Origin of the sequence: Proteiniphilum sp. UBA1028 (genome assembly GCF_002316955.1) — a bacterium.
Lineage (GTDB): Bacteria > Bacteroidota > Bacteroidia > Bacteroidales > Dysgonomonadaceae > Proteiniphilum.
Genome location: NZ_DCEN01000044.1, coordinates 27,222 through 33,345, shown reverse-complemented (window position 1 = coordinate 33,345; position 6,124 = coordinate 27,222). Strand labels below are relative to the sequence as shown.

General features: G+C 44.7%; 3 protein-coding genes and 1 pseudogene. 2 read left to right on the top strand and 2 right to left on the bottom strand.

The genetic code is table 11. The features are described from left to right. Window positions 1–192 precede the first annotated feature (192 nt). Window positions 193–306: pseudogene (locus B3Z75_RS14265) on the top strand (transposase); the annotation flags it as partial. Window positions 307–776: 470 nt separating this feature from the next. Here the strand turns inward: B3Z75_RS14265 and B3Z75_RS07775 are convergent. Continuing rightward, window positions 777–1,949 (bottom strand): M24 family metallopeptidase, encoded by a 1,173-nt coding sequence (locus B3Z75_RS07775; protein WP_294069624.1) that lies wholly within the window; start codon window positions 1,947–1,949, stop codon window positions 777–779. Window positions 1,950–2,121: 172 nt separating this feature from the next. Between B3Z75_RS07775 and B3Z75_RS07770 the strand changes: the two genes are divergently transcribed. After that, window positions 2,122–3,477 carry a sigma-54-dependent transcriptional regulator gene (locus B3Z75_RS07770; RefSeq protein ID WP_294069620.1) on the top strand — a complete coding sequence of 452 codons (1,356 nt, stop codon included), beginning with the start codon at window positions 2,122–2,124 and terminating at the stop codon, window positions 3,475–3,477. Here the strand turns inward: B3Z75_RS07770 and B3Z75_RS07765 are convergent. After that, window positions 3,472–5,895: an ATP-binding response regulator gene (locus B3Z75_RS07765; RefSeq protein WP_294069616.1), complete on the bottom strand. Its 2,424-nt coding sequence runs from the start codon at window positions 5,893–5,895 to the stop codon at window positions 3,472–3,474. The two genes, B3Z75_RS07770 and B3Z75_RS07765, sit on opposite strands and share 6 nt — an antisense overlap. Window positions 5,896–6,124: the final 229 nt, after the last annotated feature.

Genomic DNA, 6,124 nt, shown 5'->3' with positions numbered 1-6,124 from the left:
GAAGTGATGACTATTCTGATCGCTTTTCATTTAAGCGGGATGTGTAATTTGAACACTTTTGTCTGTTTTATGTCAAGTAGCATTTAAAGGAAGAGTTTCCGAGATTGGTATCTTATAACAGATTTTTGAAACTTCAGCAAAAGACGCTCCCCCTTTGGTCTTGTTTCTGAAACCTGTCGAAAAGGAGATTTCACAGGAATCAACTTCATAGATTCTACTGCATTGAAAGTATGCCACATCAAACGGGAGCACTTCAAACGAGTATTTGATGGGATGGCCGCCAAAAACAAAACGACTTTAGCCTGATTCTTTGGCTTTAAGTTGTAAATTATCATAACGATAAAGGTGATATTATCAGCTTTGTCAATAAAGCATCCAGGAAATTATATGCTAACAGAAGATATGTTTCATAGAAACTCGTCGAGATATTTTTTGTGGAGGGAATTCATTTTGTGGCAAAAAAATAACATGAAGGACGGAGGACTTCCGTTGCAAGACAGAGTACTGCTTTGTAAGAAAGCCATTATTGAATCGGTAAAGGATGAATTACAGCTTTTACTACTCTGAAATCGGCAAGTGTACTAAGCCGTTTGCAGCTCACGAATGCCGCTGCTGTTAGGGAGATGGCACAGTGGCACAGGAGTGAATGAAGATGGTTGATGATGGGAGCTGTTATTGCCTCACCCAACAAAATCGAATCCGGGTTTACTGCAATTTTTAGTCTCGGATAGATCCGGTTTCTTTTTCTATTTTACAGGTTTTGCTCCTCGCATGTATTATGATAAAATGATAAGAGATTCTTCACAAAGAGTAACCTTCTCCAGTCGGTCGTCGTGCACGATATAGGTGTTTTCGATACCTGCGGCACCAATGCCCGGTAATACGAACTTGGGCTCGATTGCAATGGCCATGCCGGCCTCCAGAACCTCGTTTGAGCGGGGGGTGAGCACGGGAGGCTCATTGATCTCCAGCCCCACGCCATGACCCACAAATTTGGCCTGTTGTGCGGTACCCATGAAATATGCCTCCAGTTTATTCTCTTTGACGATCTTTTCGGCGATGTGCCAGAGCACTGCACAGGGAACGCCTGCCTTTGCGGTCGCCTCAATGGTGTGTAAAATGTCAAGCGATACCTGATGTGCCCGATAAGCAATATCAGGGACATGCTCAATCACAAAAGTACGGGTCATATCGTCCATGCAGGGACGGTAGTTTCCCGCCATATCCACCATCAGGGTGGTTCCGGGTGCGAGTAGTGTACCACTGGCCCCCAGGGGAAGCAATGGGGTGATGCCTGCACCACCCAGGGCATAATCGTAGGGTGAGGCAACCTGCGCATTGTCACCCGCGAGCATGCTTCCCATAAAGATGTCCATGTTCTCACCGAAAGAGCGGAAGATACCCATTGATCCGTGTAGGCGCATCTGCCGTTCAATTTCTATCTGCAGCGCCAGGTCGGTCATCCCTTTGTGGTAGAGGGAGGGGATCAATTCATACACTTTTGCATGAATGGCTGCGCTCTCGCGAATCTGATCCAGTTCGTATGCTGACTTGACCGATCTTATTTCCCTGATCGCGGCAGAGATATTCTTGATCTCCGGCATCTCCAGCGCTTCCTGTAAGCGGAGCGCTGCACTGAGCGTGATCGTGTCACTTTCCAATAAAACCTGTCCGGGAACCCTGAAGCCCGCTTCACGAAGCAGGCCGGGTATCTGTTCAGGCTTACGGATCATAAAAATATTATTTCCCCACAACCCGGCGGGACGCCTTACAAACAGCAGCGGATCGCTCTGGGCATATACCAGGATATAACCATCAAAAATGAATCCGGTAAGCCAGTATTTGTTTACCTGTGAGGTGATAAGGCAGCTCTCGGCCTGCATAGTAGACAACAGTTGTTGCAGCTTTTGCAACCGTTTGTCTGTTTCTGTTTTTGGAAGTTTGCTCATGAAGAGGGTTTAATCAGTTCAAATATACAATATTCTTTCCATCTTGTATTGCTCCAGGATGAAGACAGTTCAAAAAAAAACTTAATCCGTCCAATAAAACGTTACCAATCGTCAATGTGAGTAGCTGTATAAAAAAAAAACCTATCTTTATGCCGTCGCAATATGTAGACCGGTGAACGGAAGGATACTCATAGTAGAAGATGACCGATCTTTTGGAACCATGTTGGTGAAATGGTTTGAGAGAAACGGATACATGGCAACGTTGTGCTCAGGTATGACTACGGCACGCGAAACGCTGTCCAAGTCGGAGTATGAACTGATCCTGTCTGATCTGCGCCTGCCCGATGGTGATGGTATCATGTTGCTTAGCTGGTTAAAAGAGAAAGGAACAGATATTCCCGTGATCATCATGACCGGCTATGGGGACGTGCAGACGGCTGTCTCTGCCATTAAACTGGGAGCCTTCGACTATCTCGAAAAACCGATTAATCCCTCTCTGCTTAATCAAAAAATAAAAGATGTTTTCGAGACAGCCAGAACGGATAAATCTTCAAAGATCAGGAAAACGAATTCACAAATCCCGCCTGACAGTTCCAGGAGTATTGTATTTGGCCGCAGCCCTCTTTCTGTACAGATGTATGCCCATATCAACCTGGTAGCACCCACACAAATGGCTGTGATGGTCATAGGGGAAAGCGGTACGGGAAAAGAAAGTGTAGCCAGGATGATTCATGAAAGGAGCAACCGCGCCTCGGGGCCTTTCATTGCCGTAGATTGCGGAAGCCTCTCCCTGGAACTGGCGCCAAGCGAGCTGTTTGGGCACAAGAAAGGATCATTTACCTCTGCAATTGAAAACAAAACCGGCTTTTTTGCCGAAGCCTGTGGCGGAACGCTTTTTCTCGATGAAGTGGGAAACCTGCCCTACGGTGTTCAGATGCAGATGCTTCGTTCGTTGCAGGAGAAAAAAATAAGGCCTGTGGGTACCTCCTCAGATATCGATGTGGATGTACGCATTATCACCGCTACCAATGAGGACCTGGAAAAAGCCATTGCCGAAGGGCGCTTCAGGGAAGATCTTTATCACCGCCTCAATGAATTTATAATACAGGTGCCTCCACTGAGGGCCTGTGTATCGGACGTGCAACGCTATGCCAACCATTTTCGGGAGGAAGCAAATAAAGAACTCGACAGGCACGTCGTTTCCATTTCTGCCGAAGCATGTATGAAACTTGAAAATTACAGCTGGCCCGGAAACTTGCGTGAACTCCGTAATGTAATCCGCCGTTCAGTGCTTTTTTCAGTTGGTGATACAATCACCGGGGAGAGCTTGCCCGTTTTAACCGAAAAAAAAACGGGCAATGACATAAAAGGAGACATATCCCTTTTACGTGAACCGGATCAGGAAAAAGAAAAGATCATTGAAGCCCTGGAACGTGTAAAAGGTAACAAGACAAAAGCTGCCATGTTGCTGCAGATCGACCGGAAGACACTTTACAACAAGATTCACCTTTATGGCATAGGGCTATAAGAAATCTCTCCGGATGGTCTCACGAAATGACTCGAGCTTGCCAATTGTCTCCAGAAGCTCTTCCTTCCATTCCGGCCACTCCTTTTCACCATCTCCCGGAAACTTGTCCATCTTGCGTAATGCGTCACAAAGATGACCGGCGTTAAGCTGGCCGTAAAAGGGGTGAATACGGTGACATAGCTGCCGGGCTTCCTTAAACCGGTCACGCCTTATCAATTCCTTTAATTCATCCAGATCTTTGTGTGAGGTTTGTACAAAACCTGAAAGTATATCTTTTATGGCCTCTGTGTCCTCGTTAAACATGGCTGCCAGCTGCGGAAACCGGCCGGAAAGCGTGGCTCCGTCCCGTATGTGCACCTTTTTCCCTGTGAGTATCACAAGGAGTTGATTCATGGATACCGGCTTGGTTATAAGTCCGTTAAATCCATATTTTAATGCCATCTCAGATGTGTATTCATCATATGCGGTCATCAGCCACACAGGTATATGATCATTTTTTTTCCGGATTAGCTGCAGGATGTCAAGCCCCGTTATTTCTCCCATCTGCATGTCGGTGAACACGATATCGAAAGATGAAATGAGCCGGATAAAACCTTTTACATCACTTGCGTTACTGCAGAGCTTTACCTTAAAACCATTCCCGGTGAGATATTCCCTGAGCATGTTTCCCAGTGTGGCATCGTCTTCAAACAGCAGAATCTTTTCAGGCGGTGTGACACTTACGACCCCTTCCGAAGACTGATCCATTTCAGTGCTATATTTTATCTGAGTAATAGGTAGACGGATGGTGACGGTAGTGCCTTTTCCTTTTTCGGAGATGAGTGAAATCTCTCCCTTCAGGGAATCGACAAGTCCCCTTGTGACATACAATCCGAATCCGTTACCTTCTGTCTTTAAACGGTTCTTTATTCGGGAAAAAGGTTTGAAAATCTGTTCGATGTCCTCTTTGTCAATGCCTATTCCGCTGTCGGAGACAGTAAAAATAAGATCAGTATCCTGCTGTAGTCTGATTGATATTGTTCCCTTCGGAGTATATTTTACCGCGTTTGATATCACATTGATGAGTATCTGTTTGAGCATTGTATAATCCGTCACTGTGTAAAAGGAGGTATCCAGATGATTTTCAAAGTTTACGACAAGTCCTTTTTCATTGGTGAAAGGACGAAACATGCCCATAACATCTTCCATCAGTTCAATTAAATTGAAACGACTGAAATGCAGGGCGCTCTTGTTGCTTTCCATGCGCGAAAACTCAAGCAGATTGGCAAGCATGCTCAAAATATGCAATCCTGAATTTCTGGCAGACTGTAGTTGTCTTTTTATATTGACGGGTAACTCTTCCGAAGCCCACATCTCCATGTAACCCATCATGGAACTGAGCGGTGTTTTTATATCATGAGATACAGAAAGCAATAATTTGTGACGACTGCTTATCAGTTCTTCAGTGATTTGTTTTTCCCGTGCAAGATCAGCCCGTGCCCTTTGTCCTTTATTCAGGTCGTCAATAATCAGGAAGACAATAATCAGGATCAAAATAATGGAAATGGCCCCCACCAAGAGTGCAAAAGTAATGGTTCTCCGGCTTAACATCTCGCTATTGTCAGTACCCATGCGTGTTGTCTCAATAGCTGCATTGTAAAACTGCGTGATCAGTTTAGATATTTTTAAAGAGATGCTTTGTTCCGCGACAACAAGCTCACGGACCTCTCTTTCTATACCTGCCATTTGGGAAATATATGTCTTTGATGCTTCTTGTGTGACCTGTTTCAGGTCTGCATACAACGTGGTATCTACGCGCGATACGGAAAGGGCTCTCTGTTCTGTTCGAGCAATGGTTACCGTGGAGTCAGGTGTCTTTTGCGGATCGAAAAGATCCCTGAGGCGTCCCCAGAAATTTTTTTTTGGAACAGGCACCATGGTGGTGTCTTTATTCATGGTGACTACTATGGAGTCCTGAATAATTTCATCGTAGTGCTCAATCTTCTTGTCTATCTCCACCATCGGATTACGGGACCTCAATTGAATGGTAAGCCTGCGTACAATCCCGTTTTTTTCCTGCAGCAGGGAATCAATGTCTTCCAGAAGCATGTCTTCCCTCCCTTCAAGGGATATGCTTTTAATGTAACTGATCTGCCTGAAAATGTCACGGGTAATGGAATCATACTGCCGCTGATATCTCCCCGAAGGAGATACCAGATATCGGTTCAGCACGTCCTGTGCTTCCTGAACCGATATAATCAGATCATTGCTGTATGAAAGCACTTTATAAGCATTGTCCATCTCCTGCTTCTGCATATCTATTTTCTTCTTTAATGTAAAAGAATAAACAAACAGGCCTATGAAATAGAGGAGTATTACCAGGAGGATTAGCCCGATCTTGATTCTGATTTTATATTCCGGTGAGTGTGCCGTTCGCATGAGATTCCTTTTTTATACCCAAATATAAAGGATATATTTTACATACAACCATATATGCTGTTTCGGATAATTTATTTGAAATGTGGAAATACCCCAGAAGGGTGTGGAATGATTCTACACCTTCCACACGATTTCCACATACTCTTTTTCATTTCTCCTTGTCGGTAGTTTTTTAATTAAACATTTGAAATACAAGTGAATGGGGCTTGTTCTGGTTCCCTGTAACTTC

Bases quoted from the DNA above. Each gene is read 5' to 3' on its own strand.
- B3Z75_RS07775 (WP_294069624.1), bottom strand. From the start codon at position 1,949: ATGAGCAAACTTCCAAAAACAGAAACAGACAAACGGTTGCAAAAGCTG.
- B3Z75_RS07765 (WP_294069616.1), bottom strand. From the start codon at position 5,895: ATGCGAACGGCACACTCACCGGAATATAAAATCAGAATCAAGATCGGG.